14 protein-coding genes are annotated in these 16,573 nt (G+C 61.9%); 8 read left to right on the forward strand and 6 right to left on the reverse strand.

All coding sequences use genetic code 11. From position 1 onward, the window contains the following. The first annotated feature begins 43 nt into the window (after positions 1–43). Complete coding sequence (locus B9N88_RS19720) at positions 44–979, forward strand: AraC-like ligand-binding domain-containing protein (protein ID WP_027605702.1); 936 nt, start codon at positions 44–46, stop codon at positions 977–979. 174 nt (positions 980–1,153) lie between these two features. On the opposite strand, the gene B9N88_RS19725 is transcribed toward B9N88_RS19720, so the two are convergent. Next, on the reverse strand, positions 1,154–1,735 hold the full coding sequence (locus tag B9N88_RS19725; RefSeq protein WP_027605703.1) for a helix-turn-helix domain-containing protein: 582 nt from the start codon (positions 1,733–1,735) through the stop codon (positions 1,154–1,156). A gap of 156 nt (positions 1,736–1,891) precedes the next feature. Between B9N88_RS19725 and B9N88_RS19730 the strand changes: the two genes are divergently transcribed. Then, a complete protein-coding gene (locus B9N88_RS19730) occupies positions 1,892–2,785 on the forward strand; it encodes a DMT family transporter (RefSeq protein ID WP_027605704.1) in 894 nt (297 codons plus the stop codon). 223 nt (positions 2,786–3,008) lie between these two features. Then, entirely contained in the window at positions 3,009–4,817 is a 1,809-nt protein-coding gene (locus B9N88_RS19735; RefSeq protein ID WP_027605705.1) for an ABC transporter ATP-binding protein, read from the forward strand. 52 nt (positions 4,818–4,869) lie between these two features. Here B9N88_RS19735 and B9N88_RS19740 read toward each other — a convergent pair whose 3' ends face one another. Next, complete coding sequence (locus B9N88_RS19740; protein WP_027605706.1) at positions 4,870–5,613, reverse strand: GntR family transcriptional regulator; 744 nt, start codon at positions 5,611–5,613, stop codon at positions 4,870–4,872. 136 nt (positions 5,614–5,749) lie between these two features. Here B9N88_RS19740 and B9N88_RS19745 point away from each other — a divergent pair, with 136 nt between their 5' ends. The 4 genes from B9N88_RS19745 to B9N88_RS19760 all read left to right on the forward strand — a co-directional run bounded on the left by B9N88_RS19745 (position 5,750) and on the right by B9N88_RS19760 (position 10,784). After that, on the forward strand, positions 5,750–6,589 hold the full coding sequence (locus B9N88_RS19745) for an ABC transporter ATP-binding protein (RefSeq protein WP_027605707.1): 840 nt from the start codon (positions 5,750–5,752) through the stop codon (positions 6,587–6,589). Further along, positions 6,586–7,587, forward strand: coding sequence for an ABC transporter substrate-binding protein (locus tag B9N88_RS19750; protein WP_027605708.1), 1,002 nt, complete (start codon positions 6,586–6,588; stop codon positions 7,585–7,587). Before B9N88_RS19745 ends, B9N88_RS19750 begins: the two co-directional genes overlap by 4 nt. A 13-nt stretch (positions 7,588–7,600) precedes the next feature. After that, entirely contained in the window at positions 7,601–8,350 is a 750-nt protein-coding gene (locus tag B9N88_RS19755) for an ABC transporter permease (protein WP_027605709.1), read from the forward strand. A gap of 61 nt (positions 8,351–8,411) precedes the next feature. Next, positions 8,412–10,784: a DUF4232 domain-containing protein gene (locus B9N88_RS19760; RefSeq protein ID WP_027605710.1), complete on the forward strand. Its 2,373-nt coding sequence runs from the start codon at positions 8,412–8,414 to the stop codon at positions 10,782–10,784. 446 nt (positions 10,785–11,230) lie between these two features. Here the strand turns inward: B9N88_RS19760 and glcF are convergent, their stop codons facing one another. The 4 genes from glcF to B9N88_RS19780 all read right to left on the reverse strand — a co-directional run bounded on the left by glcF (position 11,231) and on the right by B9N88_RS19780 (position 15,500). Continuing rightward, entirely contained in the window at positions 11,231–12,502 is a 1,272-nt protein-coding gene (gene glcF, locus B9N88_RS19765) for a glycolate oxidase subunit GlcF (RefSeq protein ID WP_051429347.1), read from the reverse strand. A gap of 3 nt (positions 12,503–12,505) precedes the next feature. Further along, on the reverse strand, positions 12,506–13,570 hold the full coding sequence (glcE, locus tag B9N88_RS19770) for a glycolate oxidase subunit GlcE (RefSeq protein WP_027605711.1): 1,065 nt from the start codon (positions 13,568–13,570) through the stop codon (positions 12,506–12,508). Further along, the gene (gene glcD / locus B9N88_RS19775; protein WP_027605712.1) at positions 13,570–15,069 is read right to left on the reverse strand and encodes a glycolate oxidase subunit GlcD; all 1,500 of its coding nucleotides are present in this window, start codon (positions 15,067–15,069) and stop codon (positions 13,570–13,572) included. Before glcD ends, glcE begins: the two co-directional genes overlap by 1 nt. A gap of 236 nt (positions 15,070–15,305) precedes the next feature. Further along, positions 15,306–15,500 (reverse strand): hypothetical protein, encoded by a 195-nt coding sequence (locus B9N88_RS19780; RefSeq protein ID WP_027605713.1) that lies wholly within the window; start codon positions 15,498–15,500, stop codon positions 15,306–15,308. A 109-nt stretch (positions 15,501–15,609) separates the two neighbouring features. Between B9N88_RS19780 and B9N88_RS19785 the strand changes: the two genes are divergently transcribed. Continuing rightward, the gene (locus tag B9N88_RS19785; RefSeq protein ID WP_027605714.1) at positions 15,610–16,554 is read left to right on the forward strand and encodes a fatty acid desaturase; all 945 of its coding nucleotides are present in this window, start codon (positions 15,610–15,612) and stop codon (positions 16,552–16,554) included. Positions 16,555–16,573: the final 19 nt, after the last annotated feature.

Genomic DNA, 16,573 nt, shown 5'->3' on the forward strand with positions numbered 1-16,573 from the left:
GCAGCGTGTCGCTGCTTCAAGTCGTTGCATTAAGGTGAGTGCCATGGCTCAGAACAATCACTATTCCACCCTTGCCGTTTCGCAACCGCGTCGCTTCGATTACTGGAAAGAAGTGGTGTGTCGCCATTGTCTTATGGCTGACAGCAAACCCTCGACCCAGAGCGATTTCAACGGAACGCTCCAGGTCTCCGGCGTAGGGGCGTTGGATGTCTCCAGGCTGTCGTCCCCGCTGCACCATTGGGTCCGTTCCGAGCGGCATTTACGCAGTGGCCCCGCCGACGACCTGTGGCTGGGCTTTACCCTCAATGGGTATGGCGAACTTGAGCAAGAGGGGCGCAAGGCCACACTGGGTGCGGGTAATTTGTTCCTTTATGACGCAACCCGACCGTTCCGATTCAGCCTGGGGGGGAGCGAAAACCACTTGATGCGTATCCCTCGGCAGTTGCTGACCGAGCGGTTGCCGCGTGTGGCGGAATGCACCGCAATGGTGCTGGATGACCGCCGCCCTGGCGTGGTGCCGCTGCGCGAGATGCTGCGCCAGATGGCGAACACTCCCGTGCTTCTGGAGGATGGAGGCATTTGCAATCGTTACTCCAACACGATAATCGACCTGCTCGTGATCAGCCTGGAACTCCAGGACCTGAAGACCACTCACCAGGAGCTGGATCTGTATGCGCGGATAATGACCTACATCCAGCACCACTTGAGCGACCGAGAACTGTCGATCGAACTGATCGCCCAAGCCCACCACGTGTCCACCCGCACGGTGACCCGTGCATTCGCCCGTCATCAGAAAAGCCCGGTCGCGGAGATCTGGAAAGAACGGCTGAATGCCAGTCGCGCGGCTATCGAGTGCGGCCAGGTGCGCAGCGTTTCCCAAGCCGCACTGGATTTCGGTTTTTCCGATTTCTCCCACTTCAGCCATGCTTTTCGCAAGGCGTTTGGGGTTGCGCCGCACACGCTCTTGACGCGCAACTGATGGGCCCCCCAAAAAAAAGGCGGGGGTTATTGGCGTCCTGCTCGATAAAATGGACGAGATGAAAGGGTCAAGTTGCTAGCGATCCCCCTGCCGATTCAAGCCCGAGTCCCGGCCGACGCAGCCTCGCCAGGGCTCGGCAGCTACGGATTTGACAGGCGTCAAGGTGCTCCCACCTCAGGAATGCTCGATCACCATCACTGCCGTGGTGTCCGCCTCAAGTGCCTCGAACACATGCGGCACATTCGCCAGGTAGCTGATGTAGTCGCCGGCGTTGAGCAACACCGGGCCACTCGCCGGGCCGATACGTGCACTGCCACTGCACAGCACCACATGCTCTACGGTGCCCTGCGGGTGAGGCTGAGACAGACGAACTTCGCCGGGCTGCACCTTGAGTCGGTAGATGTCGCGCTGTACGCCAGCCGGGCAATCGGCAAGCAGGGTCGCTGCGTAATGGGCCGTCTCGGCATAGGCGGTCATGCCCTCGTTGGCGCGAATCACCCGCAGGGCCTGCCGGGGTTGCTCGAAGAACCGGGTGACTTGCAAGCCCATGGCCATCGCCAGCGACCACAAGGTTTCGATGCTGGGGTTACCGATGCCCGACTCCAATTGAGACAAGGTCGACTTCGCTAGCCCGGCGCGCTTCGCCAGCTCGGTCAAGGAAAGCCCGGCGGCCAGGCGCTCGCGCTTGATTGACAGCGCCAGCAGATCGATTCGAGTCAGATTATTTTTCGGTAGGTCGTTCGTTATATCGGTCATTTGTTTTATAAACCATCCATAAATGGGTTGACGCTCTTGGGTACCATGTTCAGTATATCGGCCATACGTTCATTATAAAGTTGTATTTGCCAGCCTATTTCCCCGCGAACGGTGGCTTGGGCCATGGCGATGTCGATAGCAAGGAAGCCGTGAGTGATGAAGTCGCAAACCCGTGGGACGCTCGAAATGATCTCGGCCATGGTCATCTCCGGCACAGTCGGCTGGTTCGTCGTTATGTCGGGGCAGGGCCCGGAGGCGGTGGTGTTCTGGCGTTGCCTGTTCGGCGCCCTGGCGATGCTGGTCGCGTGCCTGGCGCTTGGGGTGCTGCGTCGCTCCCGGATCACTGCCCGGCAATTCCTTCTGGTGTGCCTGGGCGGGGTGGCGTTGGTCCTCAACTGGGTGCTGCTGTTCGGTGCCTACACCCATTCCTCCATTGCCATTGCCACGGTGGTCTACCACGTTCAGCCGTTCATGCTGGTTGGCCTGGGTGTGCTGTTTTTTGCCGAACGCCTCAGCATCGCCAAGGTCGGCTGGCTGCTGTTGGCCTTCGCCGGGCTGATGCTGATTGTGTCCGCCAAGGGCCGTGGGCAGGCCACCGGTGCCGACTACGTGCTGGGTGTCTGCCTGGCCCTGGCTTCAGCCTTCTTCTATGCCGTGGCGGCGGCGATCACCAAGCGTCTCAAGGATTTGCCCGCGCACCTGATCGTGCTGATCCAGATGGTGGTCGGCGTGCTGGTGCTGGCACCGTTCGTGGACTTCACTGGGGGCGAAACGCTCAAGGGCGCCTGGACTTACCTGATCATTATCGGGGTGGTCCATACCGGGCTGATGTCGACCCTGTTGTACAGCGCCATCCAGAAAATCCCCACGGCGCTGGTCGGGGCGCTGTCGTTCATCTATCCGATTGTCGCCATCCTGGTCGACTGGGTAGCCTTCGCCCATCCCCTCAGCACCCTGCAGGTGATGGGCGCAGGCGCGATCCTGCTGGCGGCGGCGGGCATGAATTTTGGCTGGTCGCTGGGCCGCGCGGGGCGTCAGGACGTGACCTAAGGTCGGGCGCCCAACCGCCATCGAGTCAAAAGACGTCACGCCAACCACTGGCGACGACGCGCCTGGGAAGAACATCGATGAATACGCGTGGTTCTGGTGTCACGGCCTGTCATAATCCGGGGCGCGCCTGGATCCGGGAGCGAGTGGCGCAGTGACCCGCCCATCTCCATGGCTCTCGGCCGTCCGGCCTGATTTCACCCCCCTCAAGGAGTCCGTGCCATTCATGGTGCTGTTCAATCGATTGAGCGCGTTTTCGACCCAGGCGCGCAGGGCACTGGGGCTGGTGTGGGAAACCTCGCGGCCACTGTTCACGGGGCTGTTGCTGGCGACGATTGTCGCCGGACTGCTGCCCGCACTGGCCGCCTGGATTGGACAGCGCATCGTTGATGGCGTGGTCCACGCCATGCAGGTTCATGCGGCCGGCAGCCAGGCCCCCGTGTGGCCGGTGATGCGCTACGTGCTGGCCGAGGCCGGTGTGCTGGCTTTGTTGGCGGCGGCGCAACGGGCGCTGTCGATGCAGCAGTCGCTGTTGCGGGTGAAGCTGGGCGTGAAGGTCAACCTGATGGTCCTGGAGAAAGCCCAGACCCTTTCGCTGCTGCAATTTGAAGACGCCGAGTTCTACGACAAGCTGGTGCGCGTGCGCCAGGGGGCTTCGACACGCCCGCTGAGCCTGGTCACCAAAGGACTGGGGTTGGTGCAGAACCTCATTTCGCTGGTCAGCTTTGCAGTCCTGCTGGTGCACTTTTCGCCGTGGGCCCTGTTGATTCTGGTGGTCGGTGCGTTGCCGGTGTTTTTCGCCGAGACGCATTTTTCCGGCAATGCGTTCCGCCTGTTCCACCGGCGTGCACCGGAGACGCGCCGGCAGAACTACCTGGAATCCTTGCTCTCCCACGAGTCCCATGCCAAGGAGGTCAAGCTGTTTGGCCTGGCACCGCTGTTCCTCCAGCGCTATCGCGACAACGCTCAGCGCTTGTATACGGAGGACCGCCAATTGACGCTGCGCCGCGACGCCTGGGGCTTTGCATTGGGCCTGCTGGGCACCGCAGCGTTTTACCTGGCCTACGCCTGGGTGGTACTCGACACCGTGCGTGGCCAGACGAGCCTGGGCCAGATGACCATGTACATCGTGCTGTTCAAGCAGGGGCAGGCCGCAATCACCGCCAGCCTCAGCGCCATTGCCGGGCTGTACGACGACAGCCTGTTCCTCTCGGACCTGTATGAATACCTTGAAACCCCCGTGATCACGCCGCGCGGCCGGCTCACCGAGGGCGCGCGCCCTGGCGATGGCCTGCGCTGCGAGCAGGTGGGGTTCACCTACCCAGGCGCCGGATCCGCCGCGCTGCGCAATATCAGCCTGCACCTGGCACCGGGGAAAAGCCTGGCCCTGGTGGGTGAAAATGGTTCCGGCAAGACCAGCCTGATCAAACTGCTGACCCGTCTGTATACCCCGGATGAAGGCCGCATCCTGCTGGATGGCAGCGACCTGCAGGAATGGGACGAACACACCCTGCGCCAGCGCATCGGCGTTATTTTCCAGGACTACATCCGCTACCAGATGAGTGTCGGCGAGAACCTCGGCGTGGGGGACGTCGATGCCCTGGACGACCAGGCCCGCTGGCGCAGCGCTGCCACTCAAGGCGTGGCGGCGGAATTTATCGAGCGCTTGAGCCATACCTATTCAACCCAGCTGGGACGCTGGTTTGGAGGCCAGGAACTGTCCGGGGGGCAGTGGCAGAAAGTGGCCTTGTCGCGGGCGTACATGCGTCAGGATGCCGATCTGCTGATCCTCGATGAACCCACTGCCGCGCTGGATGCCGGGGCTGAAGCGGCGGTGTTCGAGCACTTCCGTGAGCATGCCAGGGGCCGCATGACCCTGCTGATTTCCCACCGTTTTTCCAGTGTGCGCAGTGCGGATCACATTATTGTGTTGGAACGCGGGCAGATTCTGGAGGAGGGCAGCCATAACCAGCTGATGGCTGCGGGTGGACGTTATGCCGAGCTGTTCGACGTTCAGGCGCGGGGCTATCGCTAGAAGACCCAGCGCCGCGTGTCTGCCGATCCCTTCAAATGACCTGTACAGATCGTTATTTGGCAGGGCCGGATTTGAATACGCCGCTGAGGACAAACGCATAGCGTTCCGGACGGATAAAGAAGGTGGTGCGGTCGCAGCAACGGCCGTCGGCAAAGTAAGAACTGCGCTCCATCACCAGCAGCGCGGCACCGCGTTTGACGTGCAGGGTGCTGGCCAGGCTTGCATCGGCTGCTTGCGCACGGATGGCCAGGTCGGCACGGGTGACGGCCTGGCCGGTGATCGATTCCAGGATCGAGTAGATTGGTTGATGCTCGACGTCTGTCCAGACCACGCCGGCCAACTCGGCCGGTAGATGGCTGCGGCCCAGGGCGATGGGCTCATCATCCACGAAATGCAGGCGCTCCAGCAGCAGGCAATCGTGGGCGCCTTCAAACAACGCCATCAAGGCTTCCGGAACGGGCTGCAGCGTGTGGCTGATCACCTGCATGCTCGGTTTGAGCCCTTGCAATAACAAGGCTTCATGGAAACTGCGCAACGCATCCAGGCCATGCCGAACCTGCTTCGCGGCGACGAACGTGCCCTTGCCTTGCTTGCGCTCCACCACGCCGTCGTCGCTGAGCTTGCCCACCGCCAGGCGCACCGTGACGCGACTCACACCAAAGCGTTCGCCCAGTTCGGCTTCTGACGGCAGTTTGCCGGTGGGTTCGAAATCGCCGCGCTGAATCTCTTCCAGCAAACGATGGGCGATCTGTTCGTAGAGCGAGGTGGTGCTGTCGCGCAGAATGGACGTGGACACGGTCGGCTTCCAGGGGCCTCGGAGTGGGGCGGTGCGCCTTCACTTCTAAGGTTATAAAAATAGGTTATTGGGACAACTTGTATTAATACGTATTATGTCAGGCATTCCCATTGTAAACGACCTGACGATACTTGCCATGCCCGACTCCTTGCCTTACGCACCACCGCAAGCCGACGCCCTGACGGTCGATCACATCAGTTTCAGCTACCCCAACGGCCATCGGGTGTTCAACGCGTTCAGCCTGAATGCCAAGCCGGGCGAATTCGTCGCGATCCTCGGGCCGTCGGGCTGCGGAAAAACCACGTTGCTGAATCTGTTGTCGGGTTTTCAGCAACCCCAGAGCGGCCGGATCAGCATCAACCAGACCGCCGTGCGCCCGGAGCGCTCGGAGTTGGGGTATGTGTTTCAGGCGCCGCAGTTGTTTCCCTGGTTGAGCGCGCTGGAGAACGTGCGTTTCGGCCTGCGGATGACGGCGCAGCTCAGCGAGGCGCAACAGCGTGCCCAGGCGTTGCAGTATTTGCGCCTGGTCGGCCTGGAGAACGCTGCACAGCGCTTGCCCCATCAGCTGTCGGGCGGCATGCAGCAGCGCGTCTCCCTGGCCAGGACCTTGGCATTGGAGCCCAGCGTATTGCTGATGGACGAACCCTTCGCCGCGCTGGATGCCATCAGCCGCAACAACATGAATGAAGAGACGCTGCGGATCTGGGCCGAGCTGGGTCAGACGGTGCTGTTCATCACCCACGACATCGACGAAGCGGTGTTCCTGGCCGACCGGGTCATCGTGCTCAACATCGCCCCCGGCGGTATCCATAGCGAACTGGATATCCATTTGCCGCGCCCGCGTTCCAACCTGAAAACCCGTCGCCTGCCGGCCTTTCTCGATTACCGCAATGAGCTGATGGAGCGCATTTCCCAGGTCATGGGCGCGGCCGAAGCCATCCCTAACCCCACCTGCCAACCCGAGTTAACCCCATGATCAAACGTTCGCTGCTTGCTCTTTCCTTGTCTGTTGCCGCCTTGGCAAGCAGCACAGGTGCCGTGGCCGCTGAAGAGAAACCCCTGCGCGTGGGGTATGTGTTCGCCATGGCCAACGCCCCGGCGCTGATCGCCGACAAGCAGGGTTACTACCGCGAGGAAGGCTTGAATGTCGACCTCAAGGCCTTGGGCGATGGCCCGGTGATCCAACAGGCGCTGGCCGCCAATGAGCTGGACGTGGCCTATGTCGGCACGCCGCCGGTGTACCAATGGTTCTCCCGAGGCTTGCAAAGCCGGATTCTGGCCAAGGTCAATTACGGTCAGGCGGCGGTGATTGTCGATGCAAATAGCCAGATCAACAGCCTGGAGCAGCTCAAGGGCAAAAAGCTTGCCGGGGTCAAGAAGGGCAGTGGCATGGACGTGTTGTTGCGCGGCTATGTGCTGAAAGAAAAAGCCGGGCTCAACCCGGACAAGGACCTCGACATCATCGACATGCCACCCGGCAACATGAACGCGGCGCTGGAGCGCGGTATCGTCGACGCGGCGTTTTCCTGGGAACCCTTTGTCAGCCAATCGTTGCTGCGCGGGTCGAGCCGGATTCTGCTCGACGTCAACCAGGCGCTGCCGAACTACCCGTGGTACGTGGTGATCGCGCTGCCCAAAACCTTGCAGGAGCGACCGGACGACGTGGTCAAGCTGCTGCGTGCGCACCGCAAGGCCATCGCGTTCCTCAACGAGCATCCCGACGAGTCGAATCGCATCATCGCCGAGGCGTTCAAGCTTGAAGCGGTCCAGGGGCCTGACGGCAAGACCATTGCCCCGGAGGCCATCGTCGCCCAGGCGCGCACGCGATTGGGCTGGTCGGCGGACTTGCAGCCTGCGGATATCCAATTCATCCAGCGCCTGATGAATTATTCCCACGACCTGGGCTTTATCGACACCACGCTCAAGACCGAGCAGATCGTGGATACCGCCTACCTGGAAAAAGCCTCGCGCTGAGTCTGAGCCTGTCATGTCCTTGCCAAAACCTAATTGGGGATGGGCTTCGCTGCCATTCCTGCTGTTGATCTGGATGGCCCTGGCCAGCCGCTTTCCCACCTACATCCTGCCGCAGCCCTGGGATGTGGCGCGCGAAGCGCTGCGTTGGCTCAGCGACAGTTCGCTGTGGCAGCACCTCAGGGCGAGCGTCCTGGAGGAAGTCGGCGGCTTCTGTGCGGCGGTGCTTGTCGCGATTGTGCTGGGCACGGCCGGCGGCTTGTCTTCGCGCTTTCGCGATTTCATCTCGCCGCTCAACAGCCTGTTCATGGCGATCCCGCCGATTGCCTGGGCGCCGCTGATCATGATCATTTTCGGCCTGGGCTATGTCTCCATCGTGCTGGTGATTTTCATTGCCGCGATGTTCCCCATGGCGGTGACCATCCAGGAAGGCGTGCAGAGCATTCGCAGTGGCGAAGTCCGCGCGGCGCGCACCTTGGGTGCCAACCCCTGGCAATTGCTGGCCCACGTTTACCTGCCGGCCTCATTGCCCTTCGTGACGGCGGCCTTGCGCATCGGTTTCAGTCAGGGCTGGCGGGCACTGGTCGCCGCAGAAATGATCGGCGCCTCCCAGGGCATCGGCTGGATGGTCTCCACCGGCGGGCAGATCGGCAACAGCAGCCAGGTGCTGCTGGGCATCGTGCTGATCGGCCTGATTGCCTGGCTGATGGAGAGTCTTGTGTTCCGGCGCATCGAGCGTCACTACCAGAAATGGCGCGTGCAGTAAGCATCGTCCTTTGCCTTCGAACCCTTTCAAACCTTCAGTGGACCACTGCACGAGGTGTCATGTGAGTAACGTATTCGATCCCCGCGAAGCCGGGCATTACATCGCCCCCCAAGGCCTCTACGAACGCAACAAGCAACGCCCGTTCCTCGGCAGCATCGACTGTGATCGGTACACGCTGATTGCCGGGCAATGGGATGAAATCACCCTGGTCTACGAGGTCGGCGGCAGCGGCCTGGCGGATGGCGCCTGGTTGAAACTGGCGTTCAAGTTCTACTCCGATTGGGCACTGTTCCAGACCTCGAACCCGGCCGGCCCCAACTACGTCAGCGCCGAGTACCAGGCGGGCGAGTTGGTCCCCGGGCAGAGCCAGGCCACCGTGCAGCACCTGAAAGTGCGCTTCGACCAGAAGGGTCACGAACGGCCGTTCCAGAAAGCGATCATCATTGACATCATCGACGGCTACCTGAATCCCGGCGACAAAATCACTATTCGCCTGGGTGACCGTCGCCAGGGCGGGGCGGGCACGCGGGTGCAGAGTTTCGTCGAGAAAGACTTCCGTTTCCGGCTGTTTATCGACCCCTTGGGCAGCTCGAAATTTGCCGAGGTGCCCGGCGATCCGTTGCTGAACATCGTGCCGGGACCGGCGCAGAGTGTGCAGCTGATTGTGCCGCGCCTGGTCGGCGCCGGTGAGGCGTTCGACGTGCTGCTGCGAGTCGACGATGCCTGGGGCAACACGTGCCGCAACCTGCCGCTCAACGGGGTACTGACCCTGGTTGATCCGGAAGGCGGCGAGCGCCAGCAAGGGTTTACCCTGGCCAATGAAGGGTGGGCGACGGTGCGGCTCGAGGGGTTTGACCTCGGGGCGGTGGGCGAGTGGCGTTTGTCCGCCGAGGTGCAGGCGCCCGGCGTGCGTGGCGCCCAGGCCTTCGTGACGGTTGACCCGGCCGGCAGCGCATTGCGCCCGCTGTACGCCGACCTGCATGTGCACTCCGATGACACCGTGGGCACCAACGACACGCTCTACAACCTCAGCTACGGCCGCGATGTCGCCGGCCTCGATGTGCTCGGCTACACCGCCAACGACTTCAATATCACCGAGCAACGCTGGGATCAGGCGGTGAAGCTGATTCACGAACTCAACGAGCCCGGCCGCTTCGTCTGCTACCCCGGCACCGAGTGGTGCGGCAACTCCTGCGCGGGCGGCGACCGTAACGTGGTGTTCCTGCATGATCGCAAGCCCGAGTTTCCGTTCGACAACCAAGGGCGCCTGGTGCGCTCTTTCGAGTGGAACGAGTTCACTGCCGGCACCATCAAACCGGGGGCCTGGCCGGTGGACGAGCTGTACGCGGCCTATGCGAAAGACCCGGAAGGTCACCTGATGATGCCCCATGTCGGCGGGCGCCGCTGCAACCTCGACTGGCACCATCCGGAGCTGGAACGCTTGATCGAAGTCGGCTCGGCCTGGGGCCAGTTCCATTGGGTCTACGCCGAAGCCCTTCAGCGTGGCTATCGGGTCGGCGCCGCGGCGAACAGCGATGAGCATCAGGGCCGTTGCGGCGGCGGGGTTCCGGCCACGGCCGTGTTTGGCTCTCGCGGCGGGTTGACCGGTGTGATTGCCGAGTCTTTCGACCGTTCGAGTGTCGGCAAGGCCCTTCGCGCCCGTCGCACCTTTGCCACGACGGGCGAGCGTGCATTTGCCAGCCTGCGCCAGGGCCAGCACTTCATGGGCGAGGTCTTCAGCGCCGATTCGAATGCGACGCTGGACTATCGATTGCTGGGCGAGGCGGGCTGGGAGCAGGTGGACCTGTTCGACGGCGATAAACTGATCTGGTCGCGCAACCTGCATCAGGAGCTGGGGTTTTCCGCCCAACGCATCCGGCTGCGCCTGGGGGGCGCACGCATCAAGGACCGTTATCGCGGCGCGTACTGGACCGGCGAAATCCGGGTGACGGGCGCGGTCATCAATGGTTTTCGCGCCTTGGGCCTCGATCATCCGGAGCAAACCGTATGGCGCAAGGACGCCACGACCCTGGCCTTTCGCACCGACACCAACGGCGACACCGACAGCATCGAAATCGACCTGTCGCAATTGGCCGGCGCGACGTTGCAGGTCCGCAGCCGCATCGACAACTACATCAAGGTCGGCGATCCGTCCGAACCGCAGCCCTACGTGCATGCGCCGACGGTGCTGATGGAACTGTCCGGCGAAGAACTGCTGGCGCAATCCCAGGTGATCGAAGAGCTGCCAGGGGCGGAGCTGAAAGTCTCCCTGGAAAGGACCACCGCCGAAGCGCTGCCCCGTGAACTGCAGGGGCAGATCGAGCTGGCGCCACTCAATCTGCACGCGGGGCGCGAGCATCCGCTGTTCATCTGCGCGCGCCAACGCGACCAGTCCCGGGTCTGGACCTCGGCATTGTTCCTCACGCTTGCTTAAGGCCGCCGTGGCTGAACCCTGTCCGGGAGAGCGCAAAGAAACCTGTGGCGAGCGGGCTTGTTGTGGTGAGCGGGCTTGCCCCGCGTTGGGCTGCGCAGCAGCCCCAAAACCAGGCGCAGAGGCGTGCCTGATACACCGCATTCGTCTTCATCAGGGGCTGCTTCGCACCCCAGCGCGGGGCAAGCCCGCTCACCACAGGTGACGAGTAGTCCTCAGATCACGTGGGGTGTGGAGGTGCACTCTCGAATGCGTTATTGGGTGAGCCTGCGCGCGCTTATTGTGGTGAGCGGGCTTGCCCCGCGCTGGGCTGCGCAGCAGCCCCAATCAGGCTCCCTGTGTTCTGTCAGGTAAACCGCAGCGCCTGGTTTTGGGTCTGCTACGCAGCCCAGCGCGGGGCAAGCCCGCTCACCACAGGGGGCCGATTCAATCCAGGCATTGCGCCCCGGCTAGATTGCTGGGGGCTTCGGTGCGTGCAGCTGCAAGGATTCTGCAGTACCTGGTGAGGGCAACGCGGCCTCGACCAGTTCGATCCAGTGCCTGACCGGGGTGCGTCCCGCGCCGTCGAGGTGGGACTGGCAGCCGATATTGGCGGTGACGATAACGTCTGGGTGGCCGCTTTCCAACGCATTCAGCTTGTTATCGCGCAGTTGCCGCGACAATTCGGGCTGGGTCAGCGAATAGGTGCCCGCCGAGCCGCAGCACAGGTGGCCGTCGGGAACCGCGGTCAGGTTGAAGCCCAGGCTTGTCAGCAGGGTTTCAACGGCTCCGCCGAGTTTTTGCGCGTGCTGCAAGGTGCAGGGGCAGTGGAACGCCAGGCGCTGGTCGCTGTGTACACCGAGCTTATCCAGTGGCTCGCCGCGCAGCACTTCAACCAGGTCACTGGCCAGGGCACTGACCCTGTGCGCCTTGTCGGCATACGCCGGGTCGGTGCTGAGCAGGTGGCCGTAATCCTTGATAAAGGCCCCGCAGCCGCTGGCGGTTTGCACAATGGCCTCGGCCCCGTTTTCGATGCTCGGCCACCATGCATCGATGTTGCGGCGGGCGCGCTCAAGGCCCGCCGCCTGAGCGTCGAGGTGATAATCCACCGCACCGCAGCAGCCTGCCTCGCGGGTGGATATGACGCTGATCCCCAGGCGATCCAGCACCCGCGCCGTGGCGGCGTTGGTATTGGGGGACAGACTCGGTTGCACGCAGCCCTCAAGCATCAATACCTGGCGGGCGTGGCGCGTGGTCGGGCGCGGTTTGGGCGGGTAGACGCGGCGAGGCAACTTGGACTGCAAGGTGTTGGGCAACAATGCCCGAAATAGCTGGCCACTGCCGATCAGCAGGTTGAATAGGGCGGGATTGGGAACGACGCTGCGCAACCCCTCGCGCAGCAAACGCTGACTGAGTGGGCGTTGCACTGCCGCGTCGACCACCGCCCGGCCGATGTCGAGCAAGTTGTGATAGTCGACGCCAGAGGGGCAGGTGGTTTCGCAGTTACGGCAGGACAGGCACCGGTCCAGGTGTTGCTGGGTCTTTTGCGTGACTTCATTGCCTTCGAGCACCTGCTTGATCAGGTAGATGCGTCCCCTCGGGCCATCCAGTTCATCGCCCAGCAGTTGATAGGTCGGGCAGGTGGCATTGCAAAAACCGCAGTGCACGCAACTGCGCAGGATGCGTTCGGCTTCTTCGGCGCGCGGCAGTCGGCGGGCGTCTTCGCTCAAGGTGGTCTGCATGGTTCAAAGCTCCGCGTACAGGCGACCGGGGTTGAAGATGCCCCGTGGATCGAGTTGCTGCTTCAGGTTCCGGTGGTAGCGCATCAACGTGTCGGGCAGCGGTTGGAAGGGACTGTCGATCAGGCCCGGGTGGTAGCAGGTCCCATGCCCGCCGGCTTTTTCGACCACCGCGCGAATGACCCTCGCGTCGGCGTCGGATTTGAGCCAGCGCTGGGCGCCACCCCAGTCGATCAATTGGGTACCTGGCAGCGCCAGTTGGGGGGTGTTGTGCGGCAAGGACAGGCGCCAAAGGGGCAGATCCTCATCGAAAAAACTCAACCGGTGTTCGTTCAGGTCTTGCCAGTAAGCCGCGTCCAGCCACTCGCCGCCCAAGCGCTCATGGGCCGCCGCCACCGAGCCTTCGCCCCCTTCGAGCCGCAGGTGCAGGCGCTGGCCATCGTGACACGCGGCGCTGATCGGCAGCGGTTGCTGCCCCCATTCCGCCAGGCGCAGCAAGGCACGGTCGGTGTCCATTTCCAGGCTGATACTCAAGGTTTGCCGTGGTTTGGGCAGGACCTTGAGGGACACTTCGGTCACCACCCCAAGTGCGCCGTAACTGCCGACCATCAAGCGCGACAGATCGTAGCCGGCGACGTTCTTCATGACCTCGCCGCCGAAGCGCAAATGCTTGCCCTGTCCGGTGATGACCCGCGTCCCGAGGACAAAGTCGCGGACCGATCCTGACCAGGGACGCCGCGGCCCCGAGAGTCCGCAGGCAATCATGCCGCCGACGGTGGCGTGCTCACCGAAGGAGGGCGGTTCGCAGGGCAGCATCTGGTGCGCGGCGTCCAGCACTTCTGCCAGCTCCGCCAAGGGCGTGCCGCAACGGGCGGTGATCACCAGTTCCGTCGGGTCGTAGCTGACGATGCCCCGGTGGACGCGGGTGTCGAGGACTTCCCCGGTGACTGCGCGGCCGAGGAACGCCTTGCTGTTGGAGCCCTGGATACGCAGCGGCGTGGCGTCGTTCAGCGCCTGGTTGACCTGCTCCAGCAGCGCTGCGCTGGCGTCGATAGGGTGTTCGCTGCGCATCAGAAACGCTCCAGGTCGGGGAAGGGCATCTGACCCAGATGAACGTGCATGGCGCCAAACTCGGCGCATCGATGCAACGTCGGGATGTTCTTGCCGGGGTTGAGCAATCCGCCCGGGTCGAAGGCGGCTTTGACGGCGTGGAACACGGTCAGCTCATCGCTGTTGAACTGGGCGCACATCTGATTGATCTTCTCGCGACCCACACCGTGTTCACCGGTAATGCTGCCGCCGACCTTCACGCACAATTCGAGGATCTTGCCGCCCAGGGCTTCGGCGCGGTCGAGTTCGCCCGGTTGATTGGCATCGAACAGGATCAGCGGGTGCATGTTGCCGTCGCCGGCATGGAAAACATTCGCTACCCGCAGGCCGTACTCGGTCGATAACGCCGCGATAGCGTGCAGCACCCCAGGCAGTTCGCGGCGCGGGATTGTCCCGTCCATGCAGTAATAATCCGGTGAGAGGCGGCCCACCGCCGGAAACGCATTCTTGCGCCCGGCCCAGAAACCCACGCGTTCGGCCTCATCCCGAGCCTGGCGCACTTCGGTGGCGCCGGCCTGTTCCAGCACCTGGCGCACGCGGTGGCAGTCGTCGTGGACGTCGGCTTCCACGCCATCGAGTTCACACAACAGAATCGCTTCGGCGTCCACCGGGTAGCCGGCGTGAATGAAGTCTTCGGCGGCGCGAATGGCCAGGTTGTCCATCATCTCCAGGCCGCCCGGGATGATGCCGGCGGCAATGATGTCACCCACCGCACGGCCAGCCTTCTCAACGCAATCGAAGGCTGCCAGCAACACTTTGGCGGTTTGTGGTTTGGGCAACAGCTTGACCGTGACCTCGGTGATCACCCCGAGCATGCCTTCGGAGCCGGTGAACAATGCCAGCAGATCGAAACCCGGAGCATCGAGGGCCTGGGAACCCAGGCTCACGTGTTCGCCGTCGACGGTCAGGATGTCGACCTTGAGCAGGTTGTGCACGGTCAACCCGTACTTCAGGCAATGCACGCCACCGGCGTTTTCCGCCACGTTACCGCCGATGGAACAGGCGATCTGCGAGGAAGGGTCCGGCGCGTAATACAAGCCGAACGGCGCAGCCGCCTGGGAAATCGCCAGGTTGCGTACCCCCGGCTGAACCCGGGCGGTGCGGGCGGCGGGGTCGATGTGCAGAATGTTGTTGAAGCGCGCCATCACCAGCAGCACGCCTTTTTCCAGCGGCAGCGCACCGCCGGACAACCCGGTGCCCGCGCCGCGAGCCACCACCGGTACACGCCGCTCATGGCAGACTCGAAGCACGCCCTGGACCTGATCGATGTGGCGCGGCAGCACCACCAGCATGGGCGTGGTGCGATAAGCCGAGAGTCCGTCGCATTCGTACGGCTTGAGCGCTTCGTGCTGGTGCAGGATTTCCAGGTCAGGCAAGCGAGTCTGCAGGGCGCGCAGGAGTGCCTGTTTGTCGACGTCAGGCAGGACGCCGTCGACGCGTTCATCGTAGAGAATGTTCATAGTCGGTAGGCAACCCTCCGTTGTTTTTATTCGAGGTCTGTTCCGATGCAGCTGGCTTGCATCGTTCGCCTGGATCACTTATTCATTTTAGGAATAAGCATAATAAAATATAGTCCTTGATCGTATTAGTCATCATGCTACCTTGCTGTCACCGGACCGCCGGATATGTTCAATCCTATTGTTATGGTACGACTATGTCCGGCGCCCGAATCTTCCAAATCAGCCTTGAGGCTCTGTCACATGACGGCGCCCATGTCGCGATTTCTCACGCCGACAATATCAGCACCCGTCCTTTTTCTTCCATTGCCGTTCCATCCGTTACCGGCAAACCTCTCCCTTGTCAGGCCAACAGCGAAGCCTGCAGTGCAATCAGCGAAGGCTTGGCGTTTCTTCTCTACGCCATGTGAATCGTCGTTGTTGGGCACTTCCATACCGTTAGTCCAGCCAATCATCTTCAGGTAATCCCGGTTTATGGGTTGCAGCTTGAAGTGTGAGTGATTGGGCGCCCGTTCCGAGCACGTTCTATCGCGACTGACAACAATGCCAAACTATTTGGATGACGCTCATCGAGCGGAAATCGTCAAGCTGAGCACTACCCTGACCAGTAGAACCGAATGGCCCACCTGGCTTTTGTTAGTCGGGTTTTATCTGGCCTGGGCGTTTATTATTTTTTATGGGCAAGTACTTGGCGAAGTATTCAGCCTTGTCCTGCTGGTGCCACTGGTTGTGCTGTGGATGTCGATTCAGCATGAGCTTATCCATGGTCATCCAACCCGTTGGCCCGCCATAAACAAGGCCTTGGGATTTCTGCCGTTTGCCGTTTGGTACCCCTATGACATTTACAGGGACACCCATTTGGCACATCACAACGACGAAGTGCTGACGGTACCCGGGCAAGATCCGGAAAGTCGTTATGTCAGCGGTGCTTTTTGGTTGCGCTCGCCTCGGTATATCAGAACGTTGTTATGGGTAAACAAGACCTTGGGTGGTCGTTTGCTTATGGGCGCGCCACTGGCGGTGATAGCCCTTGCGGGTAGCGAAATCAGAGGGCTGTTTCATACCGGCCGAATCGCTTGGCGGATGTGGGCCGCGCATCTACTCAGTGTTGGCGTAGTGCTGGCTTTGGTTGAGGAATACAGCGCCATCAGTGCCATACAGTACTTATTCCTGGTTTCGTTGCCGGCCTTGTCGATTGCCATGATCAGGTCGTTTTACGAACATCGTCCGTCAACGTATCCGGAACACCGCACGGTTATCAATGAATCGTCGGGGCTGTTGAGTTGGCTGTTTCTCAACCTCAATCTTCACCTGGTTCATCACGATCTTCCCGGTTTGCCCTGGTTTTACTTACCCAGGGTGTATAGAGCCAGGCGTGAACAATGGATCGCGCGAAACAATGGCTATGTCATTCATGGCTACTTCCAGTTATTGCAGAAACATCTGGTCAGTCCCGTGGATTGTCCTCGCCATCCTGCTGAGCACTAACACTAGGCAAGCTAATGTG

Origin of the sequence: Pseudomonas sp. LAMO17WK12:I1, assembly GCF_900177315.1 — a bacterium.
Classification (GTDB): Bacteria; Pseudomonadota; Gammaproteobacteria; order Pseudomonadales; family Pseudomonadaceae; genus Aquipseudomonas; species Aquipseudomonas marginalis.